Source organism: Prevotella marseillensis, assembly GCF_900625065.1.
Lineage (GTDB): Bacteria > Bacteroidota > Bacteroidia > Bacteroidales > Bacteroidaceae > Prevotella > Prevotella rara.
This window is the reverse complement of sequence record NZ_UYXY01000001.1, coordinates 3,346,054-3,366,497: the sequence shown is the minus strand read 5'-3', so window position 1 is coordinate 3,366,497 and position 20,444 is coordinate 3,346,054. Positions and strand designations below refer to the sequence as shown.

Here is a 20,444-nt window from a genome sequence, read left to right as displayed (position 1 = left end):
ACGCTGAAAAGACAAGATGACGAGAGACACAATGCGCCATATCTGCGACACGACAAACTATGTGTGCGAGTGCAACCGCGCCTTCGACAAGGAGACGAGGCATCCGCAGGTGAGCCTGATAGACATGTCGGGCAAGAGCAGCTGCCGCAACATGGCCACCGACTGCTATGCGGTGAAGGTGGTGAGCGACGGATGCACCGCCGGCAAATGCGGACAGCACTACTACGACTTCTCCGAAGCCACCATGACGTTTGCCACGCCTGCAAGCGAGATAGACCTCAGACAGTGCGGCGGAAGGATGCTGATATTTCATCCCGACATAATAAGATGCACGCCGCTGGGCATGAGGATAAAGGACTTCTCGTTCTTTAAATACCACACGGACGAGGCGCTCCATCTGTCGTGCTGCGAACTGAAGGTGATAGGCAGATGTCTCGACGGCATCGACTGCGAGCTGAAATGGGGCGTAGACGAATACAGCAAGGCAATAATAAGCAACTGCATCGAACTGCTGCTCAACTATTGTCAGAGGTTCTACACACGCCAGTTTATCACCCGCCACGAGGCCAACACGGCTGCAATAAAGACCGTTGACGGCATAATAGACGGCTTTCTGCGCTCGGGCAAGGCCGCCACGCAGAGCATGCTGACGGCATGCCGGATAGCGCCCGAACTGAAAATGTCGGCCGAATATCTCAACGACATGATGAAGCACGAGACGGGAAAGAGCGTGAGCGAATACATACAGCTGAGGCGGATACTGATGGCAAAGGAACTGCTGCTGTCTACCGACATGACGGCAGGCGACATAGCGTCGATGCTGGGATTCTGTGCCGAGAGCTGTTTCAACACGGTTTTCAAGAAGATTACAGGCTGCACGCCCCATGAATACCGCAACGGCTGACGGCGGACAGTAAACATTTGGGTGCCGCAATGCACCCAAATGCCCCAATAACCAACATCCCCATAACTCCAAATCATAAGTTCACATGGTCGCATAAGTCCCATCCCTCTCATCAATTCCCCCTCACCAAAGCCTCAACAAAAATGCTGATTAGCCTTGATTTATTTTGCCGTTAAGGCTGTTTGCATTACCTTTGCACAAAAACTAATATACTACAACCAATGAAAAGAATTGTTTTTACGCTTATCTTTGCCGTTGCTGCATGGCTATATGCCGCAGCCGAAAACTATCCTTACCGCTCTGACTATCTGTGGCTGACCGTGCCCGACCATGCCGACTGGCTCTATCAGACGGGCGAAAAGGCTAAGATTGAGGTGCAGCTGTATAAATACGGCATACCGAGAGACTGCAAGGTGAACTACGAAATAGCCGACGACATGCTGGAGGCTGACAAGAAAGGCTCTGTGAAACTCAACGGCGGAAGGGCCACAATTGACATGGGAACGAGAAAGACTCCGGGCTTCCGCGACCTCAGACTGAAGGCCACGGTTGACGGCAAGACCTACGAACATCACATAAAAGTGGGATTTTCAGTAGATAAAATCAGGCCTTACACCAAGGAGCCTGCCGACTTTACGGACTTCTGGAACAAGAACATTGAGGACATGAGGGCCGTTCCGCTGAAATATACAAAGGAAAGAGCCGACGAATATTGCACCGACAAGATTGACTGTTACCTCGTGAAACTGACGCTCAACAAGCAGAAACAGGCCGTATATGCATATCTCTTTTATCCCAAAAACGCCGCAAAGGGCAGCTGTCCGGTGGTGCTGTGCCCTCCGGGAGCAGGCATAAAGACCATAAAGGAGCCGCTGCGCCACAAGTATTATGCCGAGAACGGATGTATAAGAATGGAGATGGAGATTCACGGACTCGACCCGAGAATGAGTCAGGAGATGTTCAACGACATATCTAAAGCATTCAACGGCAAGGAGAACGGCTATCTTGCCAACGGCATAGACAACCGCGACCGCTACTACATGAAGCGCGTCTATCTGGCTCTTGTGCGCTGCATCGACCTGCTGACGCAGCTGCCTGAATGGGACGGACGCAACGTAATCGTGCAGGGAGGCAGTCAGGGCGGAGCGCTTGCGCTGGTGGCTGCCGGACTCGACAGCCGCGTGACGCAGTGCATTGTCAATCATCCCGCGCTGAGCGACATGGCGGCATACAGCGCCGGACTTACCGGCGGATATCCTCACTTCAACCGCATTGAGGGCATGCTCACCGAGAACAACATGAAGACCATGGCTTATTATGACGTCGTAAACTTTGCGCGCCACGTGAAAGCCGACACTTATATGACTTGGGGATATAACGACAACACTTGTCCGCCGACAACAAGCTATGCCGTATGGAACACTCTAAGTTGTCCGAAAGAAGCGCTGCTGACGCCTATCAACGAGCATTGGACATCTGACGACACTGAATACGGACAGATGGAATGGATGCTGAAGCATCTTAAATAATAATTTATGTATGGCGAAATAAAAGCCGGCTACATCACAGGACATAGGTGAATGGCGACTTACATAATGTCATAAGCAACAAAACATAACACCCCGCAGGCTATTGTCTGCGGGGTGTTATAGTTATAAAGACATGTTGAAAGTTACAGTTTGTCATATTCTTCATCCGTAACCGGCTCGAGCCATTCGTTCGACGCGCCTTCTTCGGCAACGGTGAACGTTACGTGCTGAAACCAGCTGTCTTTGGTTGCGCCGTGCCAATGCTTAACGCCTTCGGGTATTTCAACCACATCTCCGGGCTTCAACATTCGGGCATCCTTGCCCCACTCCTGATACCAGCCTGTGCCGCCGACGCATATCAGCACCTGTATTCCTTTGTGATGGATGTGCCAATTGTTGCGGCAACGGGGCTCAAAGGTTACGTTAGACACTGGAACCTTGCCCTGACTGAGCGGTGCAAGATAGCTGTTGCCGATGAAATATTTGGCATAAGCCGAATTGAAGTCGCCTTTTGGGAACATCATCTGCTCCACGGGCTTGCCCTCATCAAACGGCTCTCCGAACACTGCCGCAATGGCCTTGGCAGCGCGCCATGCCTCAACCTCGCCCACACGGGCAGCAAGCGTGGCCGGTATTGAGCGTATCTCGTCGTCCTTCAGCCCCATGTTGCGCGCTCCGCTGACGTGCGACTGCAACTGCGGCTCAACGCCCTGCAAGCCTGACAGCGCGCTTACGGTAACCAACTCGCGCTCGGCGTGGGTGAGATTGTTGCGCGCAAAGATGTCACCAAACAGGTGAGCCTTAAGATAATAGTCGGTGGCTGGGGCGAAATCATAGTTAAACGGCTTGCCGCTCAACTTGGTCTGCACCTCCGTTCCCTGTTTCAGTGAGTCGTATCCTTCTGCCATCGGGTCGGCATCCTTGCCCTCCTCGCACGCCTTGCCCTGCTGACGGCGGCTATTGACAACGCTCTGCAGTGTGCCAAGGGCGTTAAGACTGCGCGGAAATCCCGTGTAGGCATACAACTGCGACAGGGCTTCCTTAATCTCGCTCACGGTAAGTCCGGCGTCAAATCCGGCGTTGATGGCGGCAGTCAGACCGTCGATGTCGCCCTTTGCCTCAAGGCATGCAATGGCAGCCATACACTGCTGCTTTTCGTTTAGTACGTTTTTCATATTCTCTTCAGCTTTTATCTGACTGCATACGGCCATCAACATAGCCGCCGCAATCATTGTTACATTAATCAGTTTCATGCTATCATATTTTGGTTACGGTGCAAAGTTAGCACATATCCTCCGTCGCCACGATACCACATTTACTGATTATTTTACCCTTTTTACACATATTTCATTACAAGACCCAAAGCCGCTCTGAATGCCGTTTATAGCCTGACAGCGTCAGATATGCTTTATCACGCGCGCCGGAACGCCGCCAACTATTGTGTCGGCAGGCACATCCCTGGTTACCACGGCTCCGGCAGCAACCACCGAATTGTCGCCTATCGTAACGCCCTGAAGTATCGTCGCATTAGAACCTACCCACACGTTGCGCCCCAAGACTATCGGAGCAGGATAAGTGAAGCGGCGGTTTTCGGGCTCAAGTCCGTGGTTGAGCGTGGCAAACACCACGTTGTGGCCTATCTGACAGCCGTCGCCAAGGGTTACGCCTCCATGATCCTGAAAGTGGCAGCAGGCATTGATAAATACGTTTTCGCCTATGTGTATGTTCTTGCCGAAATCGGTATAGAACGGCGGAAACACTCTCAGCGTGTCGGGAACGCTATATCCCATAATCTCTGAGAGCAGTGACCTTACTTCCTCCTGAGTGTGAAACTCGGCGTTGAGCCTGAACGTAACGCGGCGCGCCTCGTTGCTCATATCGTCCATAAAACTGCATATCTCGGGTGTGTTCAGCGGTTTGCCTGTGGCCACATAAGCCAAAAAGTCATTCAATGTCATAATGATATATTGTCCTTTTTTCGTTAACTGTCGTTTCATTTGTGCCTTCACCATGACCGCTCCGGCACCGCAGAGCGGCCGTTTTACTGCACGCTGCAAAGATAACTATTATCGGCATTAACCTGCATACCCATATCATGGATAATGTTATATCTTTTACTTTTTTATATTCCGGCACACGCCGCAGCGACGTCTGCTCATGCCTCACGGCTACAGGCACACCGCGCGGCACGCAGCCTCAACACATAAAAATCACGGGGCGTATGCTTGCGCCGTGCGTTTTTTATTCTTACATTTGCATAGAGAAACATTTTATCGGCTTCATTTTATACAAAAAACAAATTATGAACATAACGGACATTCACGTGGTGTACTTCAGTGCAACCTACACCACACGCACAATAGTTAGGGAAATAGCCAAGGCCATCGGCGGAAACATCATTGAACACGACGTGACCAACGCCCTGCCCGAGAGCGAAATAACGCTCAGCGGCGACAACAGTATGCTCATTGTTGGCGCTCCTGTCTACGTGGGACGCATACCCGAGGCTGCCGCCGAGGCGCTGAAGATGGTTCACGGCAACAACACTCCTGCCGTTGCGGTGTGCGTCTACGGCAACCGCGACTACGACGACGCGCTGCTCGAGATAAAAGACACGCTCAACGGCAACGGCTTCCGCACGTTTGCTGCCGGCGCGTTCATAGGCCGCCACTGCATATTCCCGAAGGTTGCTGAGGGCCGTCCCGATGCTTCCGACCTTGAAAAGGCTGCCGCGTTCGGCAAGAGATGTGCCCAACTGCTCGCCGATGCTGCCGGAACTGACGCCTTGGGCGACCCTGAAGTGAAAGGCAACCGCCCGTACAGGGAGGCTCACAAAGTGCCGATGTGCCCCACGGGCGACAAGAATACATGTACTAAATGCATGACCTGCGCAAGACTCTGCCCTGCCGGCGCGATAAGCGAAAGCGACCCTTGCAGCACAGACACATCCAAATGTATTGCATGCGGACGCTGCGTGGTGGTTTGTCCTCACGGCTCGCGCGCCATATATCTGCCCGCTTATGCCGAAGCTGCGGCTAAATTTACAGCGGCTTTCTCGGCAAGACGCGAGCCCGAAACGTTCTTCTAAGATATTAAAACGTAACGAAGATTATGCCGAATGGCATTTAACGGCAACACCGTTACTGCATATCCGCAATGCCCAATGGCCGTAAGCATCACGCAGAAGTCATATTTCTGTATTACAAAACACCCCAAACGGCATTGTAAAAGGTATGCTTTTGCACCATAAAACACGGCCTTTTGCAGCATAAAAGGATAGCTTTTGCGCTGCAAAAGGCCGATGTTTATTAAACTAAAAAGTTTTTCTCAGAAACTCATCACTCGTCACATCTGCCTGTAACGCTCTAATATTCAACGCCTTAAGGCGTGACGTTTTGACTTGCCGACTCATCACATCAAGGGCTTTACGCTGCCGGCGTGATGAGTGCGGACGGCAACTCATCACACTGCAACAATCTGACTAACTGAAAGTTATGCTGCAATGTGACGAGTGATGAGTTTCTGAGAAAAACTTTTTTGTATTTATTCTCCATTCACGACGGCAGATGCCAAGAGGCATATTGTTACTCAACAACGACTGAACAACCGCAAACGCCGTCATGAAAGGCTATTCGTAATATCTGAACAGGCCACCTTTCGACTCCACATAGCTTATCATCTCACGGAAGACAGTGTTATGGCTGAGCGTCTCAACGTTGCCGGTCATTATCATCTGGCGGCGCGCACGGGTCATGGCCACGTTCAGTTTGCGGTCTATGATGCGTGCGTCGTCCATGAAGCAGTTGGCTGCAAGAAACTCAAGCTGCCACCTGTTCTGCACCGTGAACGAATAGATTATCACGTCGCGCTGGCTGCCCTGATAGCGCTCTACGGTGTCTATGGATATGTCTTCAAGCTCCTTTATCCCGGTTTTCTCAATCTCCTTGCGTATCACGGCTATCTGGTTGCGGTAAGGCACTATTACGCCCACGCTCTTGGCTGCGCTGAAACTGCTGCCGAGCATGGAGTAAAGACGGCTCAGAAGGTCGGCCACTATGGTTGCCTCGCTTGTGTTCACCTTGTCGGACACATCGGGACGGCGGCACGGCTGCGACGGAATGAAGATCATGCGGTGAGTGCGCAGCAGCGTGTCGAGCTTGTCGGTATGACCTGTGTCGGCATAATTGAGCGACGTTTCCTTCTGATGCTTCAGCGGAACAGGCTCTAGATGCTCGCTGGCGTAGAACTCACGGCAGGGGAACTCTGCCACGTCGGGGTGCATACGGCCATGACGGCGCAGCACACCTGTAAACTCTGTACGGCCGGCGGCGCGCTCTGTGCGCAGCAGACGCTCAAAGAGCGAGTTGCGGCAGTTGTCGAGTCCGATGGCACGCAGCGCCTCGCTGCTCACATCCGACTCGGTTTCGCTCTGCAGCACCACAGCCGGCAGTTGCTTATGGTCGCCTACAAGGATAAAGCGGTCGATGCTGCAGCGCGTGCGCACGCCGCCTTCGTGGTCGTGGGCGGCAAGCAGACCGATAAGTCCAGGCTCGAGTATCTGCGACGCCTCGTCGACAATGGCCAACGAGAAGTGCTTCAGGCTGAACACGAAAGGCCGCGACATGAGCATTGACGTTGTGGCGGTGATGATGCGCACCGAGGATATGCGCTTGCGGATGTCGGACAGACGGGGACAGTTGCGCACAGCCTCGCCAATAAGACGATGCTTGAAACGGCGGTCGCAGCTGTATTCGCTGCCCAGCCTCAGATAGTCGAGCGAGGCGTCTTCGAGCATTGCGCATATCTCGTCCACGGCCCTGTTGGTGTATGCCATGAGCAAAACCGACGCACCGGGGCGCGTAAGTTCCTCTTCAACCATAAACCTCAGAGCCATTGATGTCTTGCCCGTGCCGGGCGGACCGACGAGCAGATAATAGTCGGATGCCTGCATTGCGCCCAGCAGTATGTCGTCGTAGCTTGGGTTATAGCTCTTTGTGAGCCTTACGCTATCGTTTCTGCGAGGGGCACGCTGACCGAGAAGCAGACTGCGTCGGTCGTCGGGAGCGGTTACAAACTCAAGCAATGCGCGCGCTCCGCTGCTGCCCGAAGCGTCTGTTCCGGCATGCTCTACGGCATATACCATTGACTTATGCATGTCGTCGGGCATATCCTCGGGATGCTGAACCTGCAGAACGTCGGGGTTCTGCTGTCCGTCTGTCAGCACCACTGTTATCTCGTCGGTATGCAGCTCGTCGATGTTTCCCTTGTAAAGTATGGCGTTGCGCACATCGGGAACGCTGTCGGCACGATACTGATAGAGATAAATCATGTCGCCGCGGCGGAAGTTTGGCAAGAAGCCTTCGCCCTGTCCGGGCACGGAGAGCGTTATGCGGTCGGGCACGGAACTGCCTTCGGCACACTCCTTTGCCTTTATTGTCAGGCCGGTGTATATGTTGCCGGTCTCCAGCTTTTCTGCCAGCGGCATGTTCCAGAGGTCTGCCGAACAGCTTGTTACGCCTTCCTGCGAGCCTACCTTGCCTAAGAGTTGCTCACGATATACGAACGTCATCATGCGGCAGAAATACTCGCGCTCTAACGGCGGCATGGCTGCCAACGGTCCCGTTACTGTCTCTATCTGCGGCAGAAGGTAGCGCTGAAAGAACGACGAAGCGGTTTTTGTGGTGTTGAGCGTGGCGGGCGTAAGTTCGGGCAGCACGCTGTCGAAGCCGTCGAGGGCTATGTCGAAGTCGGCAGCGACAATCTTGTTGCGCAGACTGATGGCCTCAGCGAAGAGCTTGCGATAAAAGGCTACGGCAAGGAAGCCCTGTGCCGGGGGATATTTAGAATAGAGCAGACGGATGTCTGTCTTGTTGAAACCAAGATTGAAGTTGTATCTCAGCACGCCGTAATAAAGCAACAGCTGAACATAATGAGGCTCAAGCTGCAGGCCCTTGCCGCCCGACTGTGCGGCGCGCTCTATGTTGAGGTTGCGCCCCGACTTCTGCTCAACAAGCAGACGGAAGTCGGTGGTCATGAGGTCGACACGGCCCTGAAGGCCAAGACGCTCGCAGACGAACGACGGCTCGAGCACAACGCGACTGCGGTCGTATTCGCCGAACATGCCCGTTACGGCGGCGTTGATGTTTGATGCCTGCACGGCGGCATTTGCCTTGAACACGGCAGGATTGAAGTCGGTGCAGGTTGAATATTCGAGAGCCTTCTCGCTGAAACTCGACTTCAGCGTAGACGCCATACTGTAGGTGCCGCGACTGTTGATAATATCGTCGAGCACGCTGCCGGCAAGATTACCGAGGAGTATTGCCTGACTGTTGGCGCGCGGCTTCATTCGGTCGATGGTGTATATCAGCGGATGATGGCCGTACTCCTTAAAGCATGCGGCTATTGAGCTGATGTCGATAAGATAGTCGGGCTCTACGATAACGAGCGAAGGCACGATGATGTCGCATTTCACGTCGCCCTCGCTGCCGCTGTATGTGCATGAGCCTTCAAGCTTGCAGTCGAGCAGGTTGAGCTGCATGCCCTCGCGCAGCAGTTCGGAGAGATAAGTGAGGTCGTCTGCCGTATAGTCGGCAGCAAGCATGGCTCCGCCGAGCACGTCTTCGGCCGACACATAGATATATTTGTCGTCGAACCCTCTTACGATACATCTCACGTATCTTACGTCGGTGCCTTCGGCCTTGGTGTAAGGCTTGCGCTCGGCAGGCAGCACACGGAGCAGCTCGCCCGGCACGTCGGTGCCCGTAACGGCAGAGATGAAGCGGCTGAGGGCGCGCATGTCGTAGAAGAAATCTTCGCGCGAGAGCGGCTCACTGCTGTTGGTATGGCGGCGCATGGCCTGAACTGCAATCCAGTCGGGCAGCTTGACGTTGTGCCTCTTGCACAGATAGTCGACCTGCGAAAAGAGGTTACCGAAGGCCTGTCCCGTGTCGCGCAGTCCCTCATGGCAAGTCAGCACCAGCGTCTCGTGCGCCATCTTGTTGACGCTCTTAGCATCGGCAGTATCATAAAGGCGCGTAAGTTCTAAAACGCGAGAAAAGAGTTCACTATTAACGTCTTTATAATTCACAATTCACGATTTTATAATTCACGTTTATAATTCATAATTAGCTAATGCCGAACTTGTGTTTCACAATTTATAATTCATAATTGGGCGGGTGTTATTATATATAACATACGATATAAAGTGATATTCTCGTACAAATTATGAAACGAAGTTCTGATTTGCCCAATTATGAATTATGAATTGTGAATTATGAATTATCATTGTCCTCCCAGCCTGCTGAAAAATTCTATTATCTCTTCCCAAGTCTTGAAGGTGTCGCTTCCAAACTTGATTAGCGTGCCCATAAAGTCGGCTGCGCCATACTCTTCTGACGGGTCGATGAGGTAGTCGCCGTAGATAAGGTCCTTGCGGTTGGTGAACACAAGGTGCTGCCATGCCGGAACGTTTACCACGTCTTCAGTCCAGCGCATCACTTCGGCAATGTATTCAGGGTTGTAGGCAGGCGACGGAGCAACGATATACATGGCGTAATGCTCAAAGAGATAGCGGAACGCCTTCATAGCACTCGACATCTGATTGCCGCGTGCGTCGCGCAGCGTGTCTATGCTGACGTATATTATTGGGCGCTCACGATGCTCCTGTCTGTCGTCTATCCACTGCACTACGGGCAGCACAGAGTGGAGCAATATCTTGTCGTTCATGCGATGCTCGCCGTGAAAGCTGATGGCGTTGCGGTAGTGCTGCGAGAACAGGTCGCGCGTATGCACCACGGGGTCTTCGTCGCCGAATAATCCAAACACCCTGTCGCGGCTCTCCTCCTCGGTTACGCCGGCAAAGCATTTGGCGGTAATCTCCTTATATTCCTCCACGAGAGACTTGGTTACGATAAACTCCTGAACGCCGTTCTGACGGGGATTAAGAAAGGTGTTCTTGCCCAGCATGCCATGCTTCAGCATGGTGTCGCCCATCTGAAAGGCAGGATTTACCAATATGCGGTCGTATCCGTAGAGCATCTCGGCATACATTCCGCCCATCGACGTACCGATAATCAGGTCGGGATTTTCAGTCTCGCAAGTATGGTGAAGCAGGTCCATGGCCTCGGCAGGATGCAGTGGCAGGTCGGGAGCCACTACGGTGGCGCCGGGCAGCATCTCGCGAATCTTGACGACAGTGCCCGACTGTCCCGATGAACTGAAACCATGAACATAAAGGATTTTCTTCCCCTTCATTATCTCGGGGAACTGTATAGCATAATTATTTTCCATTGTTTTTGCAAGCTATAAGGATGTTACTCTGACGGGATGCAAAGTTAATGAAAATATTTCTCACGGAGAAAGGCGCGGCGGGGATAAAGGTTTAAAAAATCGGAACGCCGGCAGACGAAATGCGAAATGCCGTCTTTTGCATTGCGAAAGGTAACCTTTCAGGCTGCAAAAGGTGGTCTTTTAGAGGCTAAAACATGGCTTTTTGCAACGCATTGAATATCAAGCGGTTACAAAGGCGGATAAAAGACAGGCGAAAACGGGGTTGAAAATGCGTTTTGACCATTATTTACGCATCTTCATCATGACTTACCGACAAAAAGAAAAGGCACGCCTGACATACGATGCCGGGCGTGCCGTTGATGTGTGATGCGCCACGAGGGGCGCATGCTGCTGCATGATTTAGCGCACGATAACCTTCTTGATTGTGCCGTCGCTCATGCGGATTATGTTGATGCCGCGCTGCGGAGCGTTGAGCATCTTGCCGTCGAGCGTGTAGCGGCCAGTTTCCTCAGCCTTGACGCCTTCAACGGCATCGATGTCTGTAGCCTCAGTTACTTCTACGCTTACAACGGTCTCAGCCAGTTTGCCGTTAGAGTTGATCTGGATGGTTATGTCTGCCTTGCCTGCCTTGAGCGGAGTTATCACGAGGTCGCCGTCGGCCATTTCAGCCTTCAGCACTTCTTCGTCGCTCACCTCCTTGACAGTCTTCACGATGGCAGCATCCATATTGTCGGCGTCGGTAGCCACTTCTTTCAGCGAAACGGTGGTGCCGTCCTCGGTTGTAAGGCTTACGGGGTCGATGTCGGCAACGACAGGAGCCTCGTTGTCGGGGAATACCGGAAGCGACGGGAACCAGTAGTTGCTTATCATTGAATACTCAGCTATCTGCTTGCCTTCGTTGTCATATTTGCGCACAACGTAGGTCGGGTCGCCGTAGCCTTTGTAGAGGCTTACTATGGCTTCGTCGGTAACAGGGTCTATGCGGAACGAGCATCCGTAGATCTGCCAGCCGTCGGGGTCGTCGTTATAGTCGATGAACGTGCTGAAGGTGTTGCTGTCGATGTCGTATTTATAGACAGTCTTGCCGCTGAACCAGCTGCTGTTTCCACCGTTCCAGTAGAGCACGTTGTTCTGCTTGCTTGCGCAGAAGCAGTCGGGTGTCCATGCATACCATGAGTTTGCCGGACCGAAGATGCCTTCGGGGCACTCTATGATGGTCTGCTCGAGCGTTGCAGGGTTGAGCTTTACTATACGTGTGTCGGCCTGACCTGAACCTGACGATGCTGCCAGACTGAGCCACAGGTTGCCGTCTTTCGACAGTACCACAGAGCCGAAGCCCCATCCTTCGGGAGCCTCAACGGTCTGCTCTACCTCATCGGTTGCGGGATTGATTACGAGCAGTCCGTTCTTCTGATGAACGGCAAACACGCGGTCGTTCACGCGCACCATGTTGCCAATCTGTCCGCCGTAGAGCTGCTGATACGGGTCGTCGCTGTCTGTTCCGGCTCCGCCTACGCTGCCCGTAATCTCCAGCTTGTCGAGGTCGAGAACGTAGATACCGTTGCTTGTGCCTACGTATGCCTTGTGCTCGTCCACTCCGAGGAAGCCGCGGCCGTCGGCAATGCTTGAGCCATTATCGTCAACGGCAATGTTTTCTATCTGCTTCAGCACCTTCATTGTCTTGGCGTCGCAGATGGTTATGCGTCCGCCCATGATGCTTGCGCCCGGATCTTTGGGCTGCTTGGCTATGATGAAGAACTTGTCACCGTAGATTGCTCCATACTGCACGGTGGCTCCAAGCTCAACGCCGGGATTCTCCTTCTGCACCACACGGTAAACCCATTCGCCCTCGTCGGTGAGGAAGTTTACGGTAGAGTTCTGGTGGCCATACCAGTCTTCGTTCACGATGAATGTGCCTTTGGTGTAGTCAACCAGCACGGGCTCTGACGTCAGCGCAGGCAGATAATACAGCTCGCCAATCATGTTGCCCATGTTCATGTCGCTCATGTCTCTCACGGCCGACCATCCGTCAACGCATCCGTCGACGAGTTTGCGGCCCGTTGCGCCCACGTTAGAGTAGCCGAACGCTTCGCCCGGAGTGTCGCACACCCAGTAAGACAGATAGCCGTCATACCAGCCTGAGAACCAGAGGTCGTCCTCGTCGGCCGACACATAGCTGTCAAAGTCGTAGCTGGTGGTATGCAGCAGTCCGTCCTCATCAGGCTCCACGGCCTCGCCGTTCTTTGTTATGCTGAATCCGTCGCCGTCAAGGTCGTAGCCCACACCGCCAATGGTGGTGCCGTAAGGAGTGTTGCCATAAACGAGAACGATAAAGTTAGGGTCGTTCTTTGCTATGTTGCAGAGCATTGCTGCACCCGTTCCGTCGGCCTCGTCGGTCCAGCGGTAGCCCCACACATAGAGGCGTTCCTCGCGGCTGTCGTTCCATTTGATGACGAGCGCGGCCTGCTTGTCGCCCTCGCCTATCCAGCGCGTAATCTTAGAGAAGTCGACATCGCACGTGTTGTCGGTGGCCGACATCATTACGGTTCCGTTCTTGATGTTGCGCGGAACGCCCTGCACCTTTATTGTCTGGGCAATGGCAAACACGCCCGACAGCAGTGCAAACAACAATAAGTAAATCTTTTTCTTCATAAAGAACTTAACTTTTAAAAATTAAACATGTTTGTTATTTATTTGTCTGTTTTGCTCGTCTTATGGTCAGGGGAGCCGCATTGGGCTGCATGTCGGCCTGCACGTGCAGGTCTTGCGCACGCGAAATCTCGGTAGAGGTCTCGCCCACCCATCCGCAATACTGGTTTACGCCGGTGTAGACGCGTATGAAGTCGGCGCCCGGCAGACTGACTTTGTTCCCCTGACTGTCCACAGCCCAGCCTATGTCGAAGCTGTTAAGGCCGATGGAGTCGTTAGGATGGTTGTCGGCATAGCCCCACGGATATGAGTAGAGAACATAGTAAGAGCCCCATCCGCTCACGTCCTTGCCGTTGTCAGGCAGGCGCGTTCCGCTGAACGTAAGCTCGTCGGCATCTATCCATTCAGGATAATAGCTCTGCGTATGGTACATGTTCTTATATATATGTCCGCTGTTTCCGCGGTTGTCTTTCCATGGTATGTAGAGCGTGTCGGTGAGCGTTCCCGACGCGTCGGGAACAGGATCGTGCTCCACCGGACGGCTGTAGGTTATGCCGTAGTTCTTTATCGTGGCGCTGTTGTTATATTCGCTGCCGGCAAGCTCATACCATTCGTCGTCGTCAGGGCGTCCGTTCATGTTGCGGTCGAACGCCACCATCACTATGCCCGGCTCGCAGTTGCCGCCCCGTTGCTCGGCATATCCGGGTATGTCGGAGTAGAACGAATTGCCTTTTATGTAGAAGTCTTTCTCGCCCGGCACGTTCACCACGGTGTGGTCGAAGGCAAACGTAACGTAGCCTCCATAGGCTCCGAGGGTTATCATCACGTCGTTCACGAGGTCGTCCTCGGCTTTCTGCCTCATTGTTTCAGTGTCGTCGCCTGGCTCATATATGGGCATCGTGTTGACAAACTGGCCCGGAGCGGGGCAATATTCATACACGCTTGCCGTATAGGGACTATACTCCACTTCCTCGTGAAGCACCGTAACGGGAAATGTCTGCTTATATCCGCGCCCGCCGTCGTCAAGTTCGAAGGTAATCACATACTCGCCTTCGTGCTGCGCGAGGAAGATATACTCGCGGTCGGTGGAAAGGAGCGAGTCGGCGCCCGATGCCGTCCTGACGGTCCAGCGGTAAGAGTCGCCGGTGTAGGCAGGGGCAAGTCTGAGCTTCTTCATGCGCTCGATGTAGTAATAGTCGTCAAGACCCGAACTGACATTCTCGGCGTCGCGTTCGCACGAACACGGCAACACAGCCGCCACAACAACGGCAGACATGACCGAAAGGCGCACTATATGATGTTTTATTCTGTTCATAATGAATTATTTTGAAGAACCTTTTATGAAGCACATGTGGGCAGGAATGTCGCCCGTGCGCACGCTCCACTTGTGTTTTCCGTCTTTCGAATAGCAGTGAAGCACGCCGCTCGACACGTAGTTTTTGGCGTCGGTGATGTATATGTCGCCCGTGTCGGGATGTATGCTGATGCCATACGGAATGGTGATGTCGGCCTGAGTGCCGTCGGTTATGAACGAGTCGCTCACGCGCTTCATCGTCTCCGTGTTTATTATTCCGTAGGTTATGGTGTTCTGCTGGGTGTAGTTGTTCCACTCGGTGCTGTAGTAATAGAGCGAGTCGCCGCTGATGCAGAAGTTCGAGCAGGGAATGTTGAGCGTGTCGGTTACTTCCATCTCGTTGCGTCCGCTCTTCTTCTGGAGCACGTAGAGATTAGAGCTTATGGTCTCATAGTCGCCTCGCGACGTAACCCAAAGCCGTCCGTGGCGGTCGGCCCTGATGCGGTGGAGGTTGATTCCGACGGGTATCTTCTGCATCTGCCTGAACCCTTCAAACTCTATCACCGACACGGTGTTGTCGTAGTTGGGCGCCATGTAGCCGCCGGAGTTGGCCACATAGAGGTATTCGCCGAGCACTTCGAGTTCTTCGGGCTGATAACCAACGGTGCATTTGTCCACCACCTTGAGCGTGAGCGTGTCCACCTTGTAGACCGCACCCTTAACGGCGTTAGGGTTGTTGAGCTGAACCGGGCCGACATAGGAGCTGACGTAGGCGTGGCCGCGGTAGAAGTTTACGTAGCGGCAGTTGGGTATGTCCACCTGAGATATGCGCACCCCGGTGCGTGCGTCGAGCACTTCCATCTTGTTGGAGCAGTTGACCACGACGTAGAGTTTTGAGCCGTAGACACGTATGTCGTTGCCGACGTCGCCAAGTTCCTTTATGACATGGGGATTGCGCTCGGCGTAGAGGTTGCGCACATAGTAGCCCTGCACGAAGTCGAGATAGTCGAGCGTGCACTTGTTGCTGCCCATGTTGCCCTCGTTGAGCAGGTACATGCCTACGACATCGCTGCCTTCGGGCACGGTTACGGGCAGTATGTCGTACTCCGTAGGCACCACGACCTCATCTTCGCGGCATGACGACAGCAGGACAGCCGACAGCAGGAGGATATACAGAAAATGTATGTTGTGCATCATAATTCAAAACTTAGGGTAAGACGATAGTTGCGCTTGGGCATGGGATAGTTGAGTATCACGTCGTAGTCCTGGCTGAAGAGATTGTTCACTTCGAGCTGAACCTTGGCCGAATAGCGGCTCCAGTGGAAGCTGCGCGCAATGGAGATGTCGCTCGTGTACCACGGCTGCGTGTGGTTATAAACGATGTTTTCCTGCTGATTATAGCGTTCGCCGGTGTAGATAAAGCTGTAGTTAAGGCTCCATGAGCGCCATGTTGCCTGAACGATTGCCGAGCCGCTGTGCCATGGAATGTAGGGTATCTGGTCGCGATAGTAGGTGTCGGCCGGACTGGTTACGTCGATTGCTTCCTGATAGGTGTACTGAAGTTTGCCGGTGATGTAAAGGTCGCGCAGCGGATTGAGCGTGATTGAGCCGGTCAGGTCGACGCCGGTGATACGCACACGGCCCAAATTGAGCATGGTCCAACGGAACTGCGCGCCCTTGGGATACGCCACAATCTTGTCGCGGACGAAGTTGCGGTAAGCATCGGCATGAAGGCTCCATTCGGTCAGAAAGCCGCGGCTGCGGCGACTGTCGTAGGCAAAACCGATGTTGTATTGGGTGGTGTATTCGGGCCGCAGCTGCGAGTTGCCCATGTCGGCATAGTAAAGGTCGTTGAACGTCGGCATGCGGAAACTGCGCTTGGCAAAGGCGCGGAGCGTGAAATCGGAGCTGCCGAAGGGCGCCCACGACAGGAAGAAGGCGGGAGTAAGCACGGTCTTGTCGCCTGCCGACTTGGCCAGACGGGTGCGGTCGTGAACGTAGTTGAGCACAAGGCTGCCCTGCATCTTGACGCGGCCGAGGGTAATGGCGGTGGCTGCCGAGAGAAAATGGTGCCAGCGTGTGGGATAAACGAAGCCGTACATATCGGCATCCATCGTGTTCCACTGCACGTCGTAGGCAGCCGAAACGTCCCAGAAGTTGGTGATGTTATATAGGTGTGACGAAGATAGATACAGCTCCTTCTGCCGGTAAACGTTGTCGATCATCATCACGGTGGTGTCCTTGTTGACATATTTGGTGAGATAATAGGCATACTTGGCCATGAGACGGGTGTGATAACGGCTGCCGAAATCTTTCTGTATTGAGCCTTGCACAAACGAGTTGTTGTCCCAGATGCGCTCGCCGCGGCGCCAAACATTGTTGACAATGGCCCCCGGCACGCCACGCTCCGAGGTGTAGTTGTATGCCTTGAGCATCCACTCGCCGCCGTTGATGGTGCCGAAGAGCGCGCCCTCCATGCGCGTGGCGCGCACGTCGCCGTTCTGTCTGACGGCGGTGGTGTCGTACATTATCTCGTCGGTCATGACGGCCTTGCGGCGGTAACGGAACTTATACTTGCCGCTGCTGCTGAGCCACTCGCCGCTGAACGACGCCGACACCTTGTCGGAAAGGCGCAGCTCTATGAGCAGGGCGGGATTGACAAGGTCGAACGAACCTGTCTTCAGCGTAGTCTTGAGATGATAGTTGGTGCTGTCAGCAAACACGGGGCGGCGCGTCCACATGTATATGGAGCCGGCCGAGTTGAAGTCTTTTGCCGACTGGAATATCTGACTCTTCTGGCCGTTGTAGAGCGATATTGCCTGCATGTTGTCGAGCGAGAACATGCCGAGGTCCACCTGTCCGTTCTGCGCGTTAGACAGCTGTATGCCGTCGTAGAACACTCCCACGTGGTTGGTGCCCATGCTTCGTATGTTGACGGTCTTGATGCCGCCCACTCCGCCGTAGTCTTTCAGCTGCACGCCGGCAAAGAACCTTAGCGCGTCGGCCACACTCAGGCTGTTGAGCCGCTGCAGTTCTTCGCCCTTAAGCTGCTGCGACGGAATGACACTGCGCTGGCTGTTGCCCAGCACTACCACTTCGTTAAGTCTCTGCACACTGTCGAGACGGCTCACATGCTTTTGCGCATAGCCCGTAAAGACAGCCATGCACAAGAACATAATGGCTAATCTTTGTTTCATAAAAAATTAAGAATGCTCTCCTGAAGCCTAATCCACGAGGCTGCGGAAGGTTATTAAAACAGCAAGGCAGGTCTTCTGACTTACCGCCCGGATGCGAACGCCTTCCCGAAAAAATGTCAGTGGCTTCATTGTTCGCACCCCGATATAAGGGCGGATTACAGCAGCGGGTCTGTCCGGGATTCTCACCCGGTTCCCTTTTAATCGCCATACGGCGAACCGTTGCGTGGGCAACGGTTAAGTGTTTTTATGTTAACGGCACCATGTTTTTACATAAATGTTTTAAATTTAACATATCGGCAGGTAAACAGCGAGTTGACAGACATGACGGCAAGGAACATCGACACAAGGCACAAGAACTACTGCCGGAACATGGACCAAAACACATGGACAGAAAGGCAAAAAGCAGCAGAACGAAAGGTCTGCTGACGCAAAAGAAAAGGCATGGCGAAAGCAGCATGAATGTAAAAGGCCACGTTTTGCGATGTAAAAGGTATCCTTTTAGGCTGCAAAACATGGTCTTTCAGGAGCCAAAAGACCACCTTTTGCAACACATTGAATATCAATACATTACAAAAGCGCATAAAAGACGGTCTATATTACCGCAAAACCAACCCGCACACAAACCTTAGACGGACTGCCCGAACAGTGTTTATCTGTGATGCATTACTCCCCCGGAAACATCTATGCGACAAAGACTGACAAAGGCGTGTGTAACAGCGAACGAAAACAACAAAGTATTTTGATTTGGATTTGCCTTAAAATCCTTATCTTTGCATGACAACAAACATGAAATAAGCTATTTATGCATAAAAAGGCAATATATATAATGATGCTGGTTGCGGTGCTGCTTGCGTCATGCAGTTCACCCGGAAGAAAGGCGCTGGAGCTAAGCGACAATATGCTGAAGACAGCACCGGAGAAGGCATTGGCCATACTGGACTCTATAGAAAATGCCGGCGGACTGAACAGGGAAGAGCAGCTGCACCTGGTATGGAACCGGGCTATGGCCCATCAGATACTGGGGATGTCTCTGGCTGAGGACGAACAGCTGCCGGAGGCCATCATGCACTATCGTGAAGAGGCCGACAAGCAAACAGACAGCTATCTTCTGGAGGCATCGTACCTGAACTGGAAAGGCAAGAAGGCTGACGCCATAAACGTCCTAAACAAAGGGATTGGCAAGATTAAGGATTCAACAAAACGGGTTAAGCTGATGGCCGAACAGGCAAGGCTGCTTGAGCTTCAGCGGGAATACAGCAAGGCTGCCGAGGTGATGAAAAGGGCGCTGGAACTTAATCCGACGGAACGTGACAAAGCAATATTGAACTATAAGATAGGGCTGAACCTTTCGTTAGCGGGAGACCCTCGGTCGGAACACTTTTACAGCCAAAGCGTAAGGATGGCCACTGAGAACGGCGACACGGCCATGGCGTGTGAGTTTCTGCGCAACTATGCCGACTATCTGGCAAACAACGGAAAGTATCGCCAATCTAACAACGTTTACCGCGAGATAAGCCGAATGATGCCGCAGATGGCAGGCCTGTCGGCCATTCAGATGGCCATGGCCGGAAACTATATCAATCTGCACATGCCCGACTCTGCGCGCATCTGCAACGAAAAGGCCATAGAGAGCGAAGCGAGACTTGAGGCAAAAGGCTTTGACGACATTTCGCGCAGGATGGTGATAGAACTGGAGCGTTGCCTGTTAGACTACGGGGACGGAAAGCCCGTATCTTATGTTGGCTTATCCCGGTATTGCGACTCGATAACTGCCGACATGCATGCCAAGGAGAGCATCCTGGCAAGACGGCAGGAAGCGAAGGAGCGCCTGCAGTGGGCAAACCACGAACTGAGACTTGACAGACAGCGTATGGGATGGATGCTGGCGGCAGCCGTGCTGTTGCTTCTGCTCGGCGTGGCTGGCGGATGGATATATTACAGGAACCGACTAAGCCGGCTGGCAGAAGCCGAAAACAGCATAGACACGCTGAAAAGGATGCTGAAAGAGACGCAGACTCCGGCGGAAGAAACACCTGAAGAAAAGCAGCAGAAGAGTGAAGACGACGCCTTCTTCAAGAAAATACTTTTGCAGCAACTTGGAATAATACGCATGGTGGCAAGCACCCCGACCAACCATAACCAGGCTCTTCTGAAACGCATAGCCGGCATCAGTGAGGGCAAGATTCAGACAGACAGTCTGCTTGTGTGGCCTGATCTTTATCTTGTAATTGACCGTCTTTATGACAACTTCCACAACAGGCTTACGGAACGATACGGCAATGTGCTTACGGAAAAGGAGATACAGATTGCCTGCCTGTTGTGTGCCGGCTTCTCAACAAAAGAGATTGGCGTAGTAACACAGCAGTCGGATGCCACGATTTATGTCCGCAAGACTTCCATCAGGAAGAAGACCGGGGCTGCCGAAGGACAGGACATCGTATCCTACATCAACGGCATTAAGGCCGATTAAGACGCGGCAGGGCGACATTTAGATTTACAAAAAGCGTAACCACTGATATTCAGCAGGTTACGCTTTTCTTATTAAGACTTTTTATTTGCCTGTTTAGTCGTCGTAAGGTTCT

General features: G+C 53.1%; 13 protein-coding genes and 1 riboswitch. Of the genes, 5 read left to right on the top strand and 8 right to left on the bottom strand.

Annotated elements, in window-relative coordinates; translation table 11 throughout:
- Nucleotides 1-16: 16 nt before the first annotated feature.
- Nucleotides 17-904 (top strand): helix-turn-helix domain-containing protein, encoded by an 888-nt coding sequence (locus tag EJL04_RS13295; protein WP_125105245.1) that lies wholly within the window; start codon nucleotides 17-19, stop codon nucleotides 902-904.
- Nucleotides 905-1,125: 221 nt separating this feature from the next.
- Nucleotides 1,126-2,433 (top strand): acetylxylan esterase, encoded by a 1,308-nt coding sequence (locus EJL04_RS13290; RefSeq protein WP_125105244.1) that lies wholly within the window; start codon nucleotides 1,126-1,128, stop codon nucleotides 2,431-2,433.
- Between the two features lie 143 nt (nucleotides 2,434-2,576).
- On the opposite strand, the gene EJL04_RS13285 is transcribed toward EJL04_RS13290, so the two are convergent.
- Entirely contained in the window at nucleotides 2,577-3,686 is a 1,110-nt protein-coding gene (locus EJL04_RS13285; RefSeq protein ID WP_125105243.1) for a carboxymuconolactone decarboxylase family protein, read from the bottom strand.
- A gap of 144 nt (nucleotides 3,687-3,830) precedes the next feature.
- Complete coding sequence (locus EJL04_RS13280; RefSeq protein ID WP_125105242.1) at nucleotides 3,831-4,391, bottom strand: sugar O-acetyltransferase; 561 nt, start codon at nucleotides 4,389-4,391, stop codon at nucleotides 3,831-3,833.
- A gap of 344 nt (nucleotides 4,392-4,735) precedes the next feature.
- Here EJL04_RS13280 and EJL04_RS13275 point away from each other — a divergent pair, with 344 nt between their 5' ends.
- Entirely contained in the window at nucleotides 4,736-5,521 is a 786-nt protein-coding gene (locus EJL04_RS13275; protein WP_164511778.1) for a 4Fe-4S binding protein, read from the top strand.
- 540 nt (nucleotides 5,522-6,061) lie between these two features.
- On the opposite strand, the gene EJL04_RS13270 is transcribed toward EJL04_RS13275, so the two are convergent.
- A complete protein-coding gene (locus tag EJL04_RS13270) occupies nucleotides 6,062-9,520 on the bottom strand; it encodes a DEAD/DEAH box helicase (RefSeq protein ID WP_241209999.1) in 3,459 nt (1,152 codons plus the stop codon).
- A 194-nt stretch (nucleotides 9,521-9,714) separates the two neighbouring features.
- Nucleotides 9,715-10,722, bottom strand: coding sequence for a YqiA/YcfP family alpha/beta fold hydrolase (locus EJL04_RS13265; protein ID WP_125105240.1), 1,008 nt, complete (start codon nucleotides 10,720-10,722; stop codon nucleotides 9,715-9,717).
- A 202-nt stretch (nucleotides 10,723-10,924) separates the two neighbouring features.
- Here EJL04_RS13265 and EJL04_RS16435 point away from each other — a divergent pair, with 202 nt between their 5' ends.
- The gene (locus tag EJL04_RS16435) at nucleotides 10,925-11,089 is read left to right on the top strand and encodes a hypothetical protein (protein ID WP_164511777.1); all 165 of its coding nucleotides are present in this window, start codon (nucleotides 10,925-10,927) and stop codon (nucleotides 11,087-11,089) included.
- Nucleotides 11,090-11,121: 32 nt separating this feature from the next.
- Here EJL04_RS16435 and EJL04_RS13260 read toward each other — a convergent pair whose 3' ends face one another.
- The 4 genes from EJL04_RS13260 to EJL04_RS13245 are packed head-to-tail and all read right to left on the bottom strand — an operon-like array spanning nucleotide 11,122 to nucleotide 17,862.
- Nucleotides 11,122-13,374: a DUF5074 domain-containing protein gene (locus EJL04_RS13260; RefSeq protein WP_125105239.1), complete on the bottom strand. Its 2,253-nt coding sequence runs from the start codon at nucleotides 13,372-13,374 to the stop codon at nucleotides 11,122-11,124.
- A 34-nt stretch (nucleotides 13,375-13,408) separates the two neighbouring features.
- On the bottom strand, nucleotides 13,409-14,686 hold the full coding sequence (locus tag EJL04_RS13255; RefSeq protein WP_241209998.1) for a cell surface protein: 1,278 nt from the start codon (nucleotides 14,684-14,686) through the stop codon (nucleotides 13,409-13,411).
- Between the two features lie 6 nt (nucleotides 14,687-14,692).
- Nucleotides 14,693-15,859 carry a YncE family protein gene (locus EJL04_RS13250; protein ID WP_125105376.1) on the bottom strand — a complete coding sequence of 389 codons (1,167 nt, stop codon included), beginning with the start codon at nucleotides 15,857-15,859 and terminating at the stop codon, nucleotides 14,693-14,695.
- Entirely contained in the window at nucleotides 15,859-17,862 is a 2,004-nt protein-coding gene (locus tag EJL04_RS13245; RefSeq protein WP_125105238.1) for a TonB-dependent receptor plug domain-containing protein, read from the bottom strand. The genes EJL04_RS13250 and EJL04_RS13245 overlap by 1 nt, the downstream gene beginning before the upstream one ends.
- Nucleotides 17,863-17,910: 48 nt before the next feature.
- A riboswitch (cobalamin riboswitch) is annotated at nucleotides 17,911-18,099 on the bottom strand.
- A gap of 565 nt (nucleotides 18,100-18,664) precedes the next feature.
- Here EJL04_RS13245 and EJL04_RS13240 point away from each other — a divergent pair.
- Nucleotides 18,665-20,332 (top strand): helix-turn-helix domain-containing protein, encoded by a 1,668-nt coding sequence (locus EJL04_RS13240; protein WP_125105237.1) that lies wholly within the window; start codon nucleotides 18,665-18,667, stop codon nucleotides 20,330-20,332.
- The last annotated feature ends 112 nt before the right edge of the window (nucleotides 20,333-20,444 follow it).